This window comes from Bacillus sp. EAC (genome assembly GCF_002156875.1).
Lineage (GTDB): Bacteria > Bacillota > Bacilli > Bacillales > Bacillaceae_G > Gottfriedia.
Window position 1 is genome coordinate 18,726 of the sequence record NZ_NCSY01000013.1, and the last position, 17,279, is coordinate 36,004.

Annotated in this window: 20 protein-coding genes; 19 read left to right on the forward strand and 1 reads right to left on the reverse strand. The window is 32.5% G+C overall.

Translation table 11 applies throughout. From position 1 onward, the window contains the following. Nucleotides 1–310: 310 nt before the first annotated feature. The 18 genes from B7R65_RS18230 (at nt 311) to B7R65_RS18310 (ending at nt 16,129) form a co-directional block, all read left to right on the forward strand. Nucleotides 311–1,540: an MFS transporter gene (locus B7R65_RS18230; protein ID WP_088044271.1), complete on the forward strand. Its 1,230-nt coding sequence runs from the start codon at nt 311–313 to the stop codon at nt 1,538–1,540. Between the two features lie 273 nt (nt 1,541–1,813). Continuing rightward, on the forward strand, nt 1,814–2,278 hold the full coding sequence (locus B7R65_RS18235) for an NUDIX hydrolase (protein ID WP_088044272.1): 465 nt from the start codon (nt 1,814–1,816) through the stop codon (nt 2,276–2,278). 252 nt (nt 2,279–2,530) lie between these two features. Next, the gene (locus tag B7R65_RS18240; RefSeq protein ID WP_088044273.1) at nt 2,531–3,502 is read left to right on the forward strand and encodes a phosphotransferase enzyme family protein; all 972 of its coding nucleotides are present in this window, start codon (nt 2,531–2,533) and stop codon (nt 3,500–3,502) included. Nucleotides 3,503–3,839: 337 nt separating this feature from the next. Continuing rightward, nucleotides 3,840–4,886: a serine hydrolase domain-containing protein gene (locus tag B7R65_RS18245; RefSeq protein ID WP_088044274.1), complete on the forward strand. Its 1,047-nt coding sequence runs from the start codon at nt 3,840–3,842 to the stop codon at nt 4,884–4,886. Nucleotides 4,887–4,950: 64 nt separating this feature from the next. Then, complete coding sequence (locus B7R65_RS18250; RefSeq protein WP_088044275.1) at nt 4,951–5,478, forward strand: MepB family protein; 528 nt, start codon at nt 4,951–4,953, stop codon at nt 5,476–5,478. A 42-nt stretch (nt 5,479–5,520) separates the two neighbouring features. Then, nucleotides 5,521–6,039 (forward strand): GerAB/ArcD/ProY family transporter, encoded by a 519-nt coding sequence (locus tag B7R65_RS18255; RefSeq protein WP_088044276.1) that lies wholly within the window; start codon nt 5,521–5,523, stop codon nt 6,037–6,039. A 287-nt stretch (nt 6,040–6,326) separates the two neighbouring features. Then, nucleotides 6,327–6,905 (forward strand): hypothetical protein, encoded by a 579-nt coding sequence (locus B7R65_RS18260; protein ID WP_088044277.1) that lies wholly within the window; start codon nt 6,327–6,329, stop codon nt 6,903–6,905. 205 nt (nt 6,906–7,110) lie between these two features. Then, nucleotides 7,111–7,512 (forward strand): hypothetical protein, encoded by a 402-nt coding sequence (locus B7R65_RS18265; protein WP_088044278.1) that lies wholly within the window; start codon nt 7,111–7,113, stop codon nt 7,510–7,512. A 172-nt stretch (nt 7,513–7,684) separates the two neighbouring features. Then, the gene (locus tag B7R65_RS18270; RefSeq protein ID WP_088044279.1) at nt 7,685–7,936 is read left to right on the forward strand and encodes a hypothetical protein; all 252 of its coding nucleotides are present in this window, start codon (nt 7,685–7,687) and stop codon (nt 7,934–7,936) included. An 81-nt stretch (nt 7,937–8,017) separates the two neighbouring features. Further along, entirely contained in the window at nt 8,018–8,188 is a 171-nt protein-coding gene (locus B7R65_RS21425; protein WP_179194923.1) for a hypothetical protein, read from the forward strand. A gap of 611 nt (nt 8,189–8,799) precedes the next feature. Continuing rightward, entirely contained in the window at nt 8,800–9,189 is a 390-nt protein-coding gene (locus B7R65_RS18275; protein WP_088044280.1) for a hypothetical protein, read from the forward strand. A 293-nt stretch (nt 9,190–9,482) separates the two neighbouring features. Next, on the forward strand, nt 9,483–10,637 hold the full coding sequence (locus B7R65_RS18280; protein WP_088044281.1) for a HesA/MoeB/ThiF family protein: 1,155 nt from the start codon (nt 9,483–9,485) through the stop codon (nt 10,635–10,637). Between the two features lie 13 nt (nt 10,638–10,650). After that, nucleotides 10,651–11,880, forward strand: a complete 1,230-nt coding sequence (locus B7R65_RS18285) for a hypothetical protein (RefSeq protein ID WP_088044282.1) — start codon at nt 10,651–10,653, stop codon at nt 11,878–11,880. A gap of 428 nt (nt 11,881–12,308) precedes the next feature. Next, nucleotides 12,309–13,337: a right-handed parallel beta-helix repeat-containing protein gene (locus B7R65_RS18290; RefSeq protein ID WP_088044283.1), complete on the forward strand. Its 1,029-nt coding sequence runs from the start codon at nt 12,309–12,311 to the stop codon at nt 13,335–13,337. A 490-nt stretch (nt 13,338–13,827) separates the two neighbouring features. After that, nucleotides 13,828–14,226 carry a hypothetical protein gene (locus B7R65_RS21560; protein WP_088044284.1) on the forward strand — a complete coding sequence of 133 codons (399 nt, stop codon included), beginning with the start codon at nt 13,828–13,830 and terminating at the stop codon, nt 14,224–14,226. Between the two features lie 154 nt (nt 14,227–14,380). Further along, complete coding sequence (locus B7R65_RS18300) at nt 14,381–14,938, forward strand: hypothetical protein (protein WP_088044285.1); 558 nt, start codon at nt 14,381–14,383, stop codon at nt 14,936–14,938. Nucleotides 14,939–15,088: 150 nt separating this feature from the next. After that, nucleotides 15,089–15,517: a hypothetical protein gene (locus B7R65_RS18305; RefSeq protein WP_088044286.1), complete on the forward strand. Its 429-nt coding sequence runs from the start codon at nt 15,089–15,091 to the stop codon at nt 15,515–15,517. Between the two features lie 168 nt (nt 15,518–15,685). After that, nucleotides 15,686–16,129: a DoxX family protein gene (locus tag B7R65_RS18310; protein ID WP_088044287.1), complete on the forward strand. Its 444-nt coding sequence runs from the start codon at nt 15,686–15,688 to the stop codon at nt 16,127–16,129. Between the two features lie 142 nt (nt 16,130–16,271). On the opposite strand, the gene B7R65_RS18315 is transcribed toward B7R65_RS18310, so the two are convergent. Further along, complete coding sequence (locus tag B7R65_RS18315) at nt 16,272–16,559, reverse strand: hypothetical protein (RefSeq protein ID WP_088044324.1); 288 nt, start codon at nt 16,557–16,559, stop codon at nt 16,272–16,274. Nucleotides 16,560–16,867: 308 nt separating this feature from the next. Between B7R65_RS18315 and B7R65_RS18320 the strand changes: the two genes are divergently transcribed. Beyond that, nucleotides 16,868–17,257 (forward strand): cupredoxin domain-containing protein, encoded by a 390-nt coding sequence (locus B7R65_RS18320; protein ID WP_088044288.1) that lies wholly within the window; start codon nt 16,868–16,870, stop codon nt 17,255–17,257. Nucleotides 17,258–17,279 lie beyond the last annotated feature (22 nt).

A 17,279-nucleotide genomic window follows, 5' to 3' on the forward strand; every position in this document is an offset into this window, starting at 1 on the left:
CAATTTCATGAGAAATAGGCTAGTTCTTTTACAACTAACTGGCGCGTTAGTTCATTAAGAGTCAGGAGTCGATAATGATCGACTCCTTTTTAAGTTTTTAGAAAGATAGTTAAAAGATGTTTAATAGTAAAAAAAGGTAAAAAATATGATTTTGTTGAATGTAAGAGGCTATGAGTATGTCAAAATGTAAAAATTAAGGGGAAATGGAGTGGTTAAACAAATTATTGAAAGTCAAATAACCTGTACATAATATCCCCTTTCAGTTCTTAGTGCATAAAGTGGCTAAATTGGCAAAAGAGGTGAACCACCGATGAAATTAAGGGAGCATAAAAGCTTCGTTCGTTTTTGGACTGCATCCACAACTTCAAACTTTGGCACAAATATTACGACTATTGCTCTGCAAGTATTAGTGGTGGTTAATATGGGAGGCAGTGCTGTTGATGTTGGCTGGGTTTCAGCATCTAGATGGCTTCCATATGTACTGTTGGGATTAATAGCGGGGGTTTTGGTTGATCGTTTTCACCGAAAGACTGTACTGGTTATAACAGATATGGGGCGTGGCATTATATTTGCTATTATTTGCTTTTTGGCTGTCGCAGGAGTACTAAGTATTGGCTGGCTAATGGTCCTGCTCATGCTCTTTGGCGCATTGTCTCTTTTTAATGATGTTGCCCACCGATCCTTTGTGCCACATTTAGTCCCTCGTCCTTTATTAACTCGTGCATATGCACGATTAGAACAAAGCGCAGCTGTTGCGGAAACGAGCGGACCAGCCATTGGAGGCGGGCTTGTCTCATGGATCGGTGCACCTTTTGCCCTTCTTGTAGATGCCGTATCGTATCTGTTTTCAGGTATTTTAATGGCCTCTGTTAAACACCTGCCAACAGAGAAAGTGAAGGCTGGGCCACTTGGTCAGCAAATCAAGGAAGGTTTGCAATGGGTCTACCAACACCAATACCTTCGTACACTCGCTTTAAACACGCACGTATGGTTTTTCTTCCATAGCATGACGATGACGGTACTTGTATCCTTTTTTTTGATTGAACTTGACTTCGATGCCTCGCACCTTGGGTTTGCCCTCGCCGCTGCAGGTGTCGGTGCAGTCGCTGGAACCTCTCTATCTACTCGGGCCGGTGATCGCTTGGGTATCGGCCGTGCAATTGCTTTTTCTCGAATTCTCTATGCTCCAGCAGTGATTGTGATGGTTTTAGCTCCAGCAGCTAACAACTCCGACCCACTTAACATAGCTCTCATTTTTGTTGTTGTAGGGCAGCTATTGTACGGCTTTGCCATGGGAATCGAGGGTCCTCTCGAAACGGGTTATCAGCAGTATGTCACGCCATCTCATCTACAAGGACGCATGAATGCAACGATGCGATCCATTAACCGTAGTGTGGTCGTTATCGGCGCCCCACTAGGTGGTGCCATCGCCGATGGACTAGGGTTCCTAACGGCCTTATGGATTTCGATAGCTGGTCTAGCTTTATGCGGACTATGGTTCAGTCTTTCATCGATGAGAAAAGCTCAAATAAAAGAATAAAAGAATACGAAATCTAAAAATGCATTAAAATAATTAGACACTGACTGAGTATCTATTAAAATTATAATTAAATGTAGAATCTAGCGCAGGAAGAAGTAGTGTTTTGTCTGTGAAATAATGTACTTAAAGCAACGCATGCGTTAGTTACACAACAAGAGTTGCCAATGGCAGCTTTTTTTGTTGTAGTAACTGACAGGTTAATTGAAAAAAAAAGGAAAAAATTATCTAATTTGTCGAAATAAAAGAGAAAAGGTTTTAAGGAAGGAGAAGTCTATGAATTACAAAGCAGAAATGAGAAAATTTATTGGTCACGAAACCCTATTAACTGTTGGTTGTGGGATAATTATAGAGGATAATGAACAGATATTGTTGCAACATCGGACTGATGAGGACAATTGGTGTATTCCTGGCGGACTTATGGAAATTGGAGAAACTTTTGAAGAGACTGCAAAGAGGGAATCTTTTGAAGAAACGGGGCTAACGGTAACGGATTTAGAGCTGTTTGGTATTTATTCAGGAGAAAGATGTTTTGTTCAATATCCCAATGGAGATAAGGTCTTCAGTGTTCAAATAATTTTTAAATCCAAACATTTTACAGGGGAATTAAAACAAAAGGATGTTGAGAGCAGAGAACATCGTTTTTTCAGAAAGACGGAACTTCCTGCTAACTTAAATCCCCGTCAAAAACCATTTATAATTGATTGGGCAGAAGAAAATAGTCATCCAATTATAAAATAATCTGATTAACTAACTGGCGCGTTAGTTCTACAGACTGATCGACTATTTAGTCGATATTTTTTGCACTAAATGGCAGTTTAGATTGCAATCTAATAATATGAATAATTAACCAGTACCTGTTCACTTAATTTTGTGTGAAATACTAAATGAATAAAGGAAAGTCAATTCGAAAATGAAGGACTTAAACGGAATGTAAAGAAATAGAATTAAGTATTGATGGAAAATGTTATTAACTATACGGAGGATAATATTATGGAGCAAGCCGTTGAACGAGTTTTTAAGAAAGAGATTTTACTAAATGCAGCTTCACAATTTGGGATAACCGTCGATGAAAAGCCACTCGGTGATTTTGAAAACTATATATTTAAAGGATATACAAAGGACGGAATTCCGAAAGTATTACGTTTAACTCATTCTTCTCATCGTTTAAAGGAAGAAATTGAAGCAGAGTTAATGTTTGTAAAATTTGTAAGTGAAAACGATGCGAACGTGGCTGGGTCATTAGTTTCATTACATGGGAATTTGGTTGAAGAGCACATTGCTAGTGATGGGACGAGCTTCTTTGCTTCAATGTTTGAATTTGCAGAAGGAAAATTAGTAGACCGCATGAATCCAAATGAGTGGAATGATGATTTGATGTATGCTTGGGGGAAGACAATTGGAAAGTTACACGCTTTAACAGTTAATTACCCTAAAACAACAAACAGAGAACATTTGTCTGAAAATGCGTACGTAAATGGAATGCTAAAACATGAAGAGCTTGGTCTATATACAAAAAGACTTATGGAAGAAATACAAAGCTACGAGAGAAAAGATGATTCATATGGTTTGATTCATAGTGATTTACATTTTCAAAACTTCTTCATAAATGAAGAGTGCAAAATTACGGCTTTTGATTTTGATGATCTGCATTATAATTATTTTATTTCCGATATCGCAATTGTATTGTATTATTCTGCTTGGGTAAGTAAGGATTCAATTGAAGAAAAGTCACAATTTGCACGAAAACAACTAGAAGTATTTAAAAAAGGATATGAAACGGAATTTCTACTAGAGGATGAATGGTATAATAGAATACCTGCGTTTTTAAAGTTAAGAGATCATACAGTGTTTTATGTATTAACAATGAAATATGAAGGGGAAGACAAAACTCAAAGAATAATTGAACTATGTGAAGAAATTCGTCAAAGAATTATTAGTGATAAAGCAATCATTGAAATATAATTTGAAAAATATTCATAAAAAACCTCGGAAAACCTATTGAGTTTCCGAGGTTTTATTTATTTCAATTTGCAGGGGATGATTTTATTACTAAATAAATATATTCGATATTGAACTAACGAGTGCGTTAGTTCAACAACAATGGCTGCTTAGGCAGTCTTTTTTTTATTGCACTATCTGGCAGGATAGTTTAATAAGAATATGACCGCTTTTTTTATTGAAGCAAGCAAATGGCGGCATTGGTAAATTAAAAAGGTTTCTATCATTTATTGTGGAATATAATAATTATACAAATGGAAATTAATACCATTAATAAAAAATTTAAAGGAATTAGATAAAAATGAACATAAATATTTCACAAAGAATTTCAAATATCCAAAATAATAATCATTTCTCAGGTACAGCATTCGTTAAAGATGATGAAGAAAGAGTTTTGTTAGATCTAAGCTTCGGTTATGCCAATCGATCCGAAGGTTTAAAAAACCTTACATCGACCAGATATGGCATAGCCTCGGGATGTAAGCTCTTCACTTCAATAGCTATATGTCAGCTTGTGGAAAAAGGAATACTTTCGTTTGATTCTACTTTAAGTGAATGTATTGATATAAATTTTCCGAATTGGGATGAAAAGATAACCATCCATCATTTACTGACACATACTTCTGGAATACCAGATTATTTTGATGAAGAAGTCATGGATGATTTTGAGGAACTATGGATCAACCACCCTATGTATCACATTAGGCGTTCGAGAGACTTTTTACCACTTTTTCAAAATGAGCACATGAAATCAAAATTGGGAGAGCGGTTTCACTATAATAATGCAGGTTATATATTGTTAGGTTTAGTTGTAGAACAATTAAGTGGGGTTTCCTTTACTGACTACATTGATGTACATATCTTTAATAAAGCTGGCATGATGGATTCAGGGTACTTTGCGTTTGACTCTCTTCCTGAAAGGACAGCAATAGGTTATATTGATAATTCAGATGGTACATGGAAAACAAATATTTATTCATTACCAGCTAAAGGTGGCCCGGATGGTGGAGCATATGTAACAGCTAAAGATATGATGAAATTTTGGTATGCCCTTATGAACTACAAACTATTAGACGAGGCATTAACCAATCAGTTATTAACAGCTCACACCCAAGTTAAAGAAGATAGTTTTTATGGTTATGGTATATGGATTAAGAAAATTGAAAATAACATCATTAAGTACCATGTAATGGGATATGATCCTGGGGTTAGCTTTCATTCTGCTTATTTTCCTAACTCATCTTTCAAAATTGTTGTATGCTCCAATAAGTCATCAGGAGCATTTGACATTACGAACGGAATTGAAGAAGAATTGACGAAGATTAAAAACCCTTATAATCATATGTGATTCTGAAAAGTAAAATATTAGTTTAAATTAATAATACATATTGATAGCAAAAGGGGTGGTTTTAATGGAATGGATAGCTACAGACACACTACATTGCGACCTACTTACCATTAAGGATATTGTCTATAATCCATGCAGATTTGATTGCTCTCTGCCACGTATAGAATCACAAAATGCTGAATATGGGGCATATGTATTTAATTTGAATTCCTTATCCATAAGATTTCGTGTCGCTAAAATTACCCCTAAAAAGGTTGGACAATTTGTGACTTTATGGGAAAGAATTGGGGATAGTCCAATCCAACCATATGACATATCAGATCCAGTCGATCTATTCGTTATTAGTACCCGTAATGATGATAAATTTGGTCAGTTTATATTTCCTAAAACTGTTCTTTGTGATCAGGGGATATTATCAAATAAAGGTAAAGGCGGTAAACGTGCAATAAGAGTTTATCCACCTTGGGACAAGCCCTCTAGCCGTCAGGCAAAAAAAACTCAGACATGGCAACTGGAATATTTCCTTGAGACACCTTTAAGTAGACCGATAGATTGTGTTCGTGCACATAATCTTTATAATACCCAATCATAATTTCATGTTTTAGGAAATTTAGTTTACAAAAAAGGACTTTCTATGTATGAAGATACATTTATTCTTATTCAACTAACTGGCGCGTTAGTTCAAGATCATGAGTCACAGCTGCGGCTTGGCAGTATATTCACTATGGTTTCATATGCTGTTATTATGGTCATATCTTATATGTACTTTAATGAAGAACAAATGCTACATGCTATTTGGGCTACTTTAAATATGACAAAGATTATTTCGTTCCCGATTTTAGAACGTTTTGAGTATGTTGTAATATTCTCTTGGTTTTTAGTTGTCCTTCCTACAGTTTGTTTACCAGTTTGGAGTGTTGGACGAAGTCTAGAGATTTTATTTAATGTTAAACCAAAAAATTCACTTCTTATTGTTTCTATTATTATATATTCTTCCGTTTTTTTTATAAAAGGAAGAATAAGCATAAATATGTTAAATAAATTAGTAGGTACACTAGGGTTATATTTTATTTATATTTATATTCCTTTCCTATTTGTTATAAATTACATAATATCAAAAATACAGCGCCACTTTAGTAGCAAAGCTTTATAATTTGTATAATTCTATATGATATGGATTGTTTATATTACATCAATTTATACGAAAACCACCACATTAAATATTTTTACTTATTCAACTAACGAGCGCATTATTTATACTACGAGGGACTACTTAGGTAGTCTATTTTTTATTTCATTAACTGGCAATTAAAATAATAAGTTAAAGGGTTTAATAGCTTTTAATGGAATATAGTTATTAACATATTATGGAAATTAGATACTATTTAAAAGGAATTTTAACATTTAGAGTACGAGAGTTTATAAATAGGAGTTGATTAAATGAAAAAACTCGGGATTTTATTAGTATTAATTTTATTGACTAGCGCTTCAACATTATTCTTAAAACCACGAGCAACTTTTGCTTGTTCATGCGTAAAAGAGCAAACCGTACAGAAGGAATTCTCTCAATCGAAGGCTGTATTTAGTGGTAAAGTAATTGATATTAAAACTACTAAATTTTCAAATCCTAACTATAAAAAAGTTCTTTTTGAAGTTTCTAAAACGTGGAAAGGCATTACTAGTTCACAAGTAATTATTCAAACAGGATTGAGTGGCGGAGACTGTGGATTTAACTTCAATAAAGGAGAAATATATATTGTTTACGCCAGAAATTCTACAATGTATGGTGAAAACTACAAATCGCTAACAACTACTATTTGCGATCGAACAAAAGAATTAAGCTTATCTCACGAAGATTTAACAATATTAGGTGAGGGAAAGAAACCAACAAATAACGTAAATTATGAAGATAATTTTCAAAGAAATAAATTCGAAATTGTAATAGTAATTTTTTTAGTAGGATGTATACTGACATTATTAATTACTATATTTAGAAAAAGTATGAAAAAAAGGAATTAAAATGTGCTGAGTGATTTGGTTCTAAAGATTTTAATCGAAACTAAACATTCTACATGATTTCTTTTTCTTATGTAACTAACTGGCGTGTTAGTTCAAAAACTAGAGTCGCTAATGCGGCTCTTTTTTTATTTATGTAAATGGCAGTAAAGTTAAAAACAAGAGGTTGTGATAACATTAGGTTGATTAATTATTTGGAGGAAATTAAATGGCAAGTAAGATAAGGAAAATAAGAAATATTTTTATCGCAATAGTTATACTGTTTTCTTTATTTGTAGGTGGAAAATATGTATTGAATCTATTTTTGGAATTCGGCGATATGTGTGGTAATGAAATTATTCAAAAAGTCCCCTCACCAAGTCTTGAAAAAGATGCTTACATTTTTATTAGAAATTGTGGAGCTACAACTGCGGAATCATATCAGTTATCAATTTTAAATAAAGATGATAAACTTCCAAATGATTCCGGAAATACATTCGTTTCAGATAATAAATTCAAAATTGATTGGCTTAATGAAAGAGGATTGAGAGTAAATTATGATGAAAACTCTGAAACTTATAAAAAGGATGAAAGCGTAAATGGTATTAAAATTAGGTATATAGGAAAATGAAAGATTTAGGATTTTTGAATTTCCTTATTGAACTAACTGGCGCGTTAGTTGAAGTTTAAGAGTAGCCAATGGCTGCTTTTTTTTATGAACAAATTAGTTGGATAGATGAACAAGGAATTAATATATAAATCTAGAAATAAATCATTAAATGGTATAGGCATGAGGGAAAGAAATGAATGGTTCAATTGGGGTAAGTTACTCTACTAGTTTATATGAAATTATTGGAACGCTATTAGCAGGAATAATTTTAGGAGTGTTATTATTAATCTATAGCAATAAAAGGGGAGTAAGAAAGGTAGGGTTCTTAGGACTTGGTGCATGTGTAGCAAGCAGTTTTATCCTCGGACTGTATGTGCAAATTCCAGTTTTTATAATCTTTTTATTTTTAATTAAAGTCTCTTCTAGAAAACAAATAAATACGTAAGTTTTTGAAATAGATTTTTATCCTTATTGTACTAACGAGCGCGTTAGTTCGGCAACAAAGAACAAAAATCGGGAGGTTGAAATGAGTTTTTTTGAGATACTAGGATGTTTTACTGCTTTTTTCGTATTAAGATATTTTTTGGACCTCAATTATAAAAAAACAGAAAAGAAAATGATTGTTATTGAATTCGTAATTACTACTGTTTTAGCGTTTATTATTGCATCTGGAATACGTTATTTATTCAACTTATGAGCGTGTTAGTTGAATATCCGAACAAGAGTTAACTTTGGTAACTCTTGTTTCAATTAATGGGAAAATTAGTTTAAAGGTTGAGCCTAACCAATGGGTTTATTATAGAAAACAGCTAATTGTGAACCACCAAAATCAAGGTGGAAAAGTATAAAAAAAGAAAAAAAGGTGCTTTTAATGTTTTTTTTAAATAAATGTAGTCATGAAGTATATTAAGTAGAAGCAGATTTTGCTGATCCTATTTGGTGTGCTAAGTGTAATTGGAATTTTGATGTCGATGACCTTCCATTATCTGAAGAGTTAGACATTGAATTAACATCATGGGTACTTGAATATCAAAATTCGGTAGATTTATTTTAGTCACCTTCACTTCCAGAGGATAACAAAATTAAACATAATGAAACAGGAGCATTATTAGCAAAAAAAGTTCAAAATGAATTGGGTATTCCTGTAATTTTTAATCCTTTAACATAGAAGTTATTAATAGTTTCTTTGTTCAACTAACGAGAGCGTTAGTTGAAGATTAAGAGCAGCCATTGGCTGTTCTTTTTTAATGCAGTAACTGGTAGATTATTGAACAAGGAATGTTGTAACTTACTAAAGGAGTGGGGTTATTGAAAAAAAATCTTAGAATAACTATTTGGATTGAGGTGGAACAATGGCATCAAGATGAATGGAATTTTGAAGATGTTAACACGGATGTTACCGTAACATACTCTTACCGTTCTAGATGGATTGCAACTTTTTTTACATATAAAAATATCCAGACCTTGAGGGAGAAAAATATTAAAACAGGTGAATGTATGAATGGGTCATATTTTCGTGCAAGTGATATGGTATTGATTGATCTTGTTAGTAGAGGACGTATTTTAGAAGTTATTGACTACTTAATCGAAAAAGAGGAGTTTGATTATACTTTTACACGCTACCCTGATGTTGAACCTGAAGAAGACTATACATATCCAGAAGGTTTTTTTCATAAAAACTGCTGTGAAAAAATTTGAAACTTATTGAACTAACGCATGAGTTAATTTAGCTATATATTATTTTGAAATTATAAATTAACTAAATATTCATAATATAAATAATATATTGACAATTATTATAGATTAAAGCAATAATAATATGTACTACCATATTTTGGTAAAGGAGGTATTATTTGTGAAAATTCAAGTTAAAAAAGTTGAAAAAGTTCGTACAACTATGGACCAAGTTAATGTTTAATTAGTAATTAATTTTTTATAGAGTAAAGGGCAGATAATCTGCTCTTTTTCTTTATGACTGGGGGAACTACTTAATGAAACCTTGTTTTAAGCATATACATCCTGTTTATGAAGTAGAAAAAGGGATTTTACGCGTTGGAGAAACATTGGATATTGCTGTAGAAATGGAAGACGAAGATGGATCTATTCGGTTTCTTATAAGCCTAATGGATGGAACTAGGACATTGGAGAATATTTATAAGGAAATATTAATCCAATATCCTCACATTCAGTTTAATGAAATTATTGATGCTATTAATGAATTTAATAATATAGGAATGTTGTACGATTACGAACAAGAAGAATCAACAAAACTTACAGAGAGAGAGTTAGAGCGTTACAAGGTGAACCTCAATTACTTTTCTTTGTTTTCTAATTTAGATTTAAGTCCTCGCATGATACAAGAAAAACTAAATGACGCTAAAGTTACAATTATAGGTGTAGGTGCATTTGGATGTAGTTTGTTACTTTACTTATCAGCTTTAGGTGTAAAACAAATCCAAATTATTGATGATGATACAATAGAATTGAGCAATCTTAACCGTCAACTTATATTTAATGAATCGGATATTGGAAGATATAAGGTAGACGTGGCAAAAGAGTATATCGCAAAATTTCATTCTAGTACAAGAATTGAAGCAATATCAAAACGAATTCTATCAAAAAGTGATGTAGAAGCTTATGTTACTGGTAGTGATTGTGTATTGCTTGCAGCTGACTATCCGAAATTCATTTTGCAAGGTTGGGTTAATTCTGTGTGCGTTCAGCATAATATTCCTGCAATTTATGGCGGAGTAAATCTAGATAAAGGATTTGTATACTCTGTTATACCTGGGAAAACTGGCTGTATTGATTGTATGATGTTAAATCGAGCAGAACAAGCAATTGACTTTGTTTCAATTTTGGAAAAGTATTTATTACTTAAATTCCAAAATCCATCAAGTGTTACTGCTCCTAATCTAATGATGGTGACAGGTATAATGGCAACTGAATTTCAAAGAATGGTAACTGGTGTAGGCGAAAAACTCTCTGCGGGACGTATACTAGCTGTTGATTTTGTGACTTATTCAACTTCAACAATTGAGGAATGGGAACAAAACCATGAAAAATGTCCAACTTGTGGTATAGGTTCACATGATCAGCCCATTTTTAAGGTTCTGGCACAGGCAGAAGAATATTTACTTTGTTAGTGAGGCTAAATATATGGAGTTAAATAAATCAAGTCGTTTAACTATGCATTCACTTGGTAGAAGAACTGTTAATGAAGATGAAACTTTAATTGGTAGGTATGATTTAGGTGATTTTCTAATCATGCCTAATATTGCTGTGGACATTATTGATATGTTTTGTCTTGGGAAATCAATTGCAGAGGTAGAAGTAATAACAAGAGAACAGTTAGGTCAAGACGTTGATGTCTTAGATTTTGCTCAAGATCTAGTTTATGAATATAAGTTTGTTTTTACTGTGGATGATACGATTGTAAATCCTAGTTTAAATAGAAAAGACCACTTTAGGTGGCTTTCAGAACCAATTTCAAAGTTCTTCTTTCGTAAGAGTCTCTACTTTTTTTACACACTTTTAATCCTTTCTAGTATGGTAATTATGGGATTTAATAAGAAGTACTTTCCTGTTTATTCAGATATATTTTTCACAAAATCAACAACAATAATTATTCTTACATTGGTTATTTCCGGTTGGCTTCTTACATTATTTCATGAGACTGCTCATTTAATTGCTGCTCGTTCATTAGGGATAGGTAGTAGGTTTGGTCTAAGTCATCGACTAGTTTTTGCAGTAGCAGAAACAGATATGTCTAATATTGTCCTTGTTGAACCAGCAAAACGTTATAGAGCATATTTTGCAGGTATGGTTTGTGATGGAATTATCATGAGTATGGGAATTTGGTTACAGTTTCTACTAGATACTTCTTTTCCCTCAATACCTAGTTTTCTAATTTCTGTATACAAGTTAATCAATTTCATACTTCTGATGCGGTTAGCTTTTCAATTTATGTTTTTCATGAAAACAGATATGTACTATGTATTCGCAACTTTATTTAAGTGTAACAATTTAATTGATAATACGAAGTTGTATCTCAAAGGACTTATATTTAATTTGAACAACACTGAAAAAAATGAATGGGAAAACATAGAAGACAATGAAAAATTGGTAATAAGTCGTATGTATGCTTGGTTTTATATAGCTGGTAGTATATGGGGAATTTGGTATTTTTATCAATTCAATATAAAGCCACTATTGGAAGTAATAATACGTGTATGGAACGAAATGAAACATCACTCTATATTATCAATCGAATACTTTGATGGTATTGGTGTAATAATTTTGTTATTGATTCCTTTTGCAATAGTGATCTTCTCTATTAGACGTAGTCTAAAAGTAAATCGAGAACAATTAATTCAACAATCTAATTAAATTTATGACTCTCAAAAGCACCTATAGGTGCTTTTTTATTTTTAACTATTTGACGGTAGGTAGTAATCTGAATTTAATATTATCGATATTGATTATTAATATTTATTTTTAACCATTCAAGATTCTTTGTCTACTCTTTAAAAATATAAGACTGACATAAATACATCTTATGCAACTAACGCATGCGTTAGTTGATCAAAACTTAGGAGCTGAAGGTCAGCTCCTATTTCACTATTTGGCAGTAACCTTCAAATAAGAAAAAGGAATACTTTATTAGCGATTTTATTTGATGACTTGATTTGGATTTAATTAATAGAAAAATAATAGTATACGACATTTTCATACTGAGTTTGATGAGTAGTCCAAGCTCTTTTTTGGGTCTAACATATAATATTTTAATTTATTAAATAAAAAAGGGTGATTTAATTTTGAAAAAGAAGCCTCTACAGAGGTGCTGTCCACCTGTTCCTGTTCCAAGATTACCAAAGCATAAATCCCCTGGGCCACATGAGCCAGGTTTTCCTAGTGATTTAGATTGTCCAGATCCTACTGATAATACTATAACTGTTGGCCCAGCTGGACCTCCGACGTTCGATTTCTCGACAATACAGGCAGCTATAGACGCTGCAAATAACGGGGATACAATATCGGTATCCGCAGGAACTTATCTAGAACAGATTACAATTCCCGCTGGTAAGGACAACCTCATTATTGTTTCTTCGAGACAAACAAGAGCAATTATTAAACCCCCACCAGGAGGCTTGACAGGTAATCTTTCTATTCTCACAATAAATGCAAAGTGTACTAGGTTTGCAAACTTCAACATCTCAGGACCATCCACTACCCCTGGAAATTTAAAAAACGGAATACTTGTAACGAAAGATGCTTCTGCAATAATAACAAACACTGTGATTTCCGAAATTAGAGATAATCCCTTATCAGATCTTCATCAAGGGACAGGAATTAATGTAGATGGTGGGGCTGCAAAAATAATTAGTAATACCGTTTCTAACTATCAATTAACAGGAATTCGAGTAAATGGTCAAAATAAAAGTGAGAGTACTATTTTTAACACGGTTGTTACAGGTGTTGGGCCAACTAATGTCATTGTCCAAAATGGAATACAAATTTCTCGTGGTGCTCGTGCTTGGATTCAATCCAATTTAATAAGAAAGAATTTCTATACAGGTCAAGGTTTTGTTTCCACTGGAATTTTATTATACCAAATAGAAGATCGAGTGGTTGTTGTAGAAAACGGAGCTTCAAATAATAATGCTGGGACATATTTAGCAACAACAACAAGATCTAATTTTGGAAAAAATATTTTCACTAATAATCAATTTGGAATATTTGTGACGCCTGACTCTGTAAGTAACATATTTTCTCGTGGTCAAGCTAGTCGAAATACAATTTTTGATGTTGGATTTACAAACGACTTATCTATTTCAGTCGATTAAATTTTAATTTAAAAAAAGATAATATTTTTTATTTTAATTTGAGAACTCTATCAAGGTTAACAATGTCTGAGGTATTTAGGTTCCCTATCCATTCAAAAGGTTTTGATGGTTATAATGATTGGATTCGTGATTTAGACTGGCTTGATAAAGATGGCTATGTTTAGCAATTTATAACTTTAGAAAATTTCTAAGGTCAGTTTAAATATCTAAAATCGAGTTATTGAGAATATTACTGATACAATCTTTCCTTTTTGGAAAAAAGAGGTAACGAGAGTAGTAGTAGAAGGAAAAGTAAAGCCTTTTACAGTGTTTTTAGTGGATTAATTTCTAAAGAATGTTAAGTTTCCTTATTCAACTAACGAGCGCGTTAGTTGAACAACCTGATCGACTGTTTAGTCGATTTTTTTATTGCACTAACTGGCAGTTTAGTTTTAAAAAAAATGATAGAATTATCTTATATTAAATAAATGAGTTGAGGTAGTTTGAAAATATGTTAAAGGAAAAATGTATAATTTGTGACCATATTTATAAGGATTTTCACAAGAAAGATTACTTTAAAAGTTATGATCTTATGAAAAAACTTGTTGAAACAAATGAATTTACTTTTGTTGCGGGTAGTTGTCCTCTGAATGATCTATATAAACACTTAGATATTGAAGATTTATATACCATTGAGCACTATTTTAAGTGTAAATGTGGGAGATACTTTTATACTGGATGCTGTATTAGAGGAACACCTATTTTGAAAGTTATGAATACATTGCCAAAAAAAATTGAAAAAACAATTTCTGGACGATACGGTACATATTTTAACGTTAATAAGAATTTTACCTCAAAGTTTAAGAACTTTATAAATTTTATTTTTAAGGAAAAAAATCAAAGGAGATAATAAGTTTTTTTCTCTTCTTATGCAACTAACTGGCGCATTAGTTGAATAAGGATAGGCTGCTACGGCAGTCTATTTTTTATTGTGCTAACTGGCAGTATAGTTCATTAAGAGTGATATAATTAATAGCAAAATAGTCTAAAAGGATGTTTGAAAAATGAAGTTTGAATATAAGTTAATAAGTACTGGTTGGGCAATTTTTAATATAGAAATTAATTCACAAAGTTTTAGTTTTAGTCCAGGATATCTCACAGATGCATTAGGTGGTGTTTTAAATGCAATAAAAGATATCCATCCTTTATTTGATACTAGAGGCGATTATAAAGAAGATGGCTCAAATTATAGTTGGGATGCAGAACCTGATATTTTAAAATGGAACTTTAAATACTTAGATAACGAGAATTTACTCATCGTTCTTACTCATTTTGTCGATGATGAAGGAGATTGGGAAGTAGTATTAAACGAAGTATGTCCTTATGATGTTTTTCTAAAAGAATTTCTAAGAGAAGTCGAACTTATTCTTGTAGAGTATGGAATTGTTGGATATAAGGAAATGTGGCATGAAAATGAATTTCCATTAAGTACATTTTTAGAACTAAAATTTTACTTAGAAAATAAGAAACGCTTTCCGATTGCTACAAATGTAGAAGGATATGAAAAAACGAAAAAGAGTGATTTGAAATTTGAAATGGATTTCATTAATAAATTAATCTAATTCAACTAACTGGCGCGATAGTTGAAGATAAAGAGTTGCCAATGGTGACTCTTTTTTTGTGCTAACTGGTAGTTTGGTTGAATAAGAAAGGAATTGTATTGGTGTTTCTTGAATAAAGAAAATTAGATTAATTACAACTAAGGAGGGTTTATGAAAAAACGATACTTTCTAACATTAATTCTATCATTTTGTATATTTATTTCCGCATGTTCAACAATGAATGCCAGCAATGAAACGGAACAACCTAAAACATTGGACGTTAAACAAACCAGGGTACTTAAGGATTGGGATATTAAAGTAATTCCAAGGTTAGACCATAAAAAATGGGTTTATGACACGTCGATTACATATTTGGGAGAAAAAAACGTACTTCATTTAACTGTAACAGATTACGCAAAAACTGAAGTAGAATATGAAAATGTAAAACCTCATTCACCACTTAAAACCTTTGGAAGTTATGATTATGAAGGTAGTGTCTATTCAAACAAAAAGAATCAGTTATCGTTTACATTAACATGGAGTGAAGGTAACAACAATTACTCTAAAATTGCTACATTTAAAATAAAACCCAAATATTAAAGTCATCTTAAGATTGATAAAAATACTTAATTAAACTAAATGCTTATTCAACTAACTGGCGCGTTAGTTGAAAACATTTTCACTTTAAAAGTATTTATGTAATCTATAGGTGAATAGTTTATAAAGTAGTATCAATAGATTATAAATTGTTAAGGGGAGGAAATTTAGTTGGCACCGTTTATTATCCTAATCTTTTCATTTTCTATTTTTCGTATAACCGGTGTATTAGGTATAGATTATTTTGACGGGTGGGAATCTTCTTTGCGAGTTGCTGTTGCTCTGATGTTTTTATTTACGGCTTCTGCTCACTGGGGAAAGAGACGTCCCGATCTTATTAAAATGGTACCCTCGAGGGTACCAAACGCTGGACTTATGGTGACGATTACTGGGATACTTGAGGTTATAGGCGCTATATGTTTACTGATTCCATTTACTTCTAATATCGCTTCAATTGGTTTGGCATTACTACTTATTATTTTGTTTCCAGCTAATATTAATGCTAGTAGAAAACGACTCACGATTGCTGGAAAGCCTACTACGCCTTTATTTCTGCGAACTATCTTACAAATCATTTTTTTAGTAGTTGTTATATTAGTTGGTGAAATCTTTTAAAAGTTAGAAAATTTAATGCTTTTACTTCCATTTCGTTCTTCAACTAACTGGCGCGTTACTTGAACAACAAATTGAGTGAAATAAAGTATGATCAAATAATGATCATACTCTTTCGCATGAATGTAAGTGATAAATAGTTAACTTACTCTACGCCATCAGGAAAGTGCTTTTTGTGATTCTTGTCTCCACGGTGTTCCAAGTCATCCAGTGTAATTTCTAATGTGTGAATAATTTCTTTTTTTACTTGTAAGAGCGTTTCATGAAACACTTTTTCTACTATACCTACAGGAGAGACGCCGGCAGTAGCCTGCATGCTAACAAGTTTGCGATGTTTTTCAATTAATTCGTCAATTGCATCAAGTGTATGTTTTGTTTGCAAGAATAAATCTTTGTGTTGTTGAGTAATGAGGCGTCTTTCGAGTTCGTGCATTTTCAATTGTCATTTCATTCCTTTCAGATTAAGTTGTTCGTTTCAGATTTAGGATACTACGTTTGTAAAGTTCCATGCATTGTTCAGAAGCTTTCAGAAAAATTTATGGGAAATGATTACTATGTTAAATGTAATAAATCGTATGATTTTGAATTGGAATTGAAAATAAAAGACCAAAGCTATAAGAGTGTAACTTTGTAACGGTTACAGTTAAAAGAGTAACTATTTGAAGCACGTTGAAACACAAATTTAGTGATAATATTTTATGAATTGGAAAACAATAGTGCGTAGGAAAGGAGGGATTGCGCATGTCTATGAAAAAGTGGTTAACTAGATTTGTCGTTTTACTGGCGATGATTGTGGTTGTGACATCTTCTAGCCCATTCTCTGCTTTCGCCGAATCCGTCGACTTAACGCAGCCTACTGAGACAGCGAAAGCGATTAAGGTCGAGTTGGACGATGATTACTTTAATCCGAAAGTCATCACTATTCCGAATGGAAAAACGACAACGTTGAGATTGAGAAATGAAGGTTTGAAAGTACACACCTTCACAGTAGAAAAGCTCGGTATTGATGTTGAAGTTCAGCCGAGAAAAGAAAAAACCATTACCGTGGAACCGAAAATGTCCGGTACATATGAACTGATTTGTCGGTACCATTTCAATGAAGGAATGGCGGGTAAGGTAATAGTCAAATAAAAGCAGGGCCAATAGGGTCTTG